1 protein-coding gene is annotated in these 1,542 nt (G+C 66.3%); it reads right to left on the bottom strand.

The window, feature by feature from the left end; genetic code table 11:
* Positions 1-1,542 (bottom strand): IlvD/Edd family dehydratase (locus H3V53_RS42990; RefSeq protein WP_336603011.1); only part of this gene is annotated, 1,542 nt, incomplete at both ends.

Genomic DNA, 1,542 nt, shown 5'->3' with positions numbered 1-1,542 from the left:
GGCGAGTCGCGCCGTCATTTCCTTCTCGTCGATATCGACGTGCAGACGCCCCGCGTCGCAATCCAGTTCGATCCAGTCGCCGTCGCGCACCACGGCAAGCGGCCCGCCCGCGCGTGCTTCGGGTGCCACGTGCAGCACGACCGTGCCGTATGCCGTGCCGCTCATGCGCGCATCGGATACACGCACCATGTCCGTCACGCCCTGCGCGAGCAGCTTCGGCGGCAGACCCATGTTGCCGACTTCCGCCATGCCCGGATAACCCTTCGGGCCGCAGTTCTTCATCACGAGCACACTGTCCGCTGTCACGTCGAGTTCGGGATCGGCGATGCGCTTCTTGTAGTCGTCGAAGTTCTCGAACACGACGGCGCGGCCGCGATGCTTCAGCAGTGCGGGCGTCGCCGCCGACGGCTTCAGCACCGCGCCGTTCGGCGCGAGATTGCCGCGCAGCACGCACAGGCCGCCGTCCGCGCGTAGCGGTTTCTCCAGCGGACGGATCACCTCGTCGTTGTAGATCGGCGCGTCGACGCAGTTCTCCCACAGCGTCTTGCCGTTCGCCGTCAGCGCATCGGGATGCGGCAGCAGGCCCGCTTCACCGAGCCGCCGCAGCACGGCAGGCAGGCCGCCCGCGTAATAGAACTCTTCCATCAGGAAGCGCCCCGACGGCTGCAAATCGACGAGCGTCGGCGTGCCGCGTCCGATGCGCGTCCAGTCGTCGAGTTCCAGGTTCACGCCGATGCGCCCCGCAATGGCCTTCAGGTGAATCGCCGCATTGGTCGAGCCGCCGATGGCCGCGTTCGCGCGGATCGCGTTCTCGAACGCCTCGCGCGTGAGCAGCTTCGACAGACGCAGGTCCTGCAGCGCCATCTCGACGATGCGCATGCCCGACAGATGCGCGAGCACATAGCGGCGCGAATCGACGGCGGGAATGGCGGCGTTGTGCGGCAGCGTGACGCCGAGCGCTTCGGCCATGCACGCCATCGTCGAGGCCGTGCCCATCGTGTTGCAGGTGCCCGCCGAGCGCGACATGCCCGCTTCTGCCGACATGAACTCGTGAATCGAAATCTTGCCCGCCTTCACCTGCTCGCTCAGCTGCCACACGACGGTGCCCGAGCCGATGTCGCGGCCTTCATGCTTGCCGTTGAGCATCGGCCCGCCGCTCACGACGATGGCGGGCACGTCGCAACTGGCCGCGCCCATCAGCAGCGCCGGCGTGGTCTTGTCGCAGCCGACGAGCAGCACGACGGCATCGATCGGATTGCCGCGAATCGACTCCTCGACATCCATGCTCGCGAGATTGCGCGTGAACATGGCCGTGGGCCGCAGGTTCGACTCGCCGTTCGAGAACACCGGGAACTCGACGGGAAAGCCGCCCGCTTCGAACACACCGCGCTTCACGTGCTCGGCGAGCTTGCGAAAGTGCGCGTTGCACGGCGTGAGTTCGGACCACGTATTGCAGATGCCGATGATCGGCTTGCCGGCGAATTCGTGATCGGGAATGCCCTGGTTCTTCATCCAGCTGCGGTACATGAAGCCGTTCTTGTC

The organism is Paraburkholderia bengalensis (genome assembly GCF_037126505.1).
GTDB classification, from domain to species: Bacteria; Pseudomonadota; Gammaproteobacteria; order Burkholderiales; family Burkholderiaceae; genus Paraburkholderia; species Paraburkholderia bengalensis.
The sequence above is the reverse complement of the archived record's forward strand: the minus strand, read 5'-3'. Positions and strand labels throughout refer to the sequence as shown.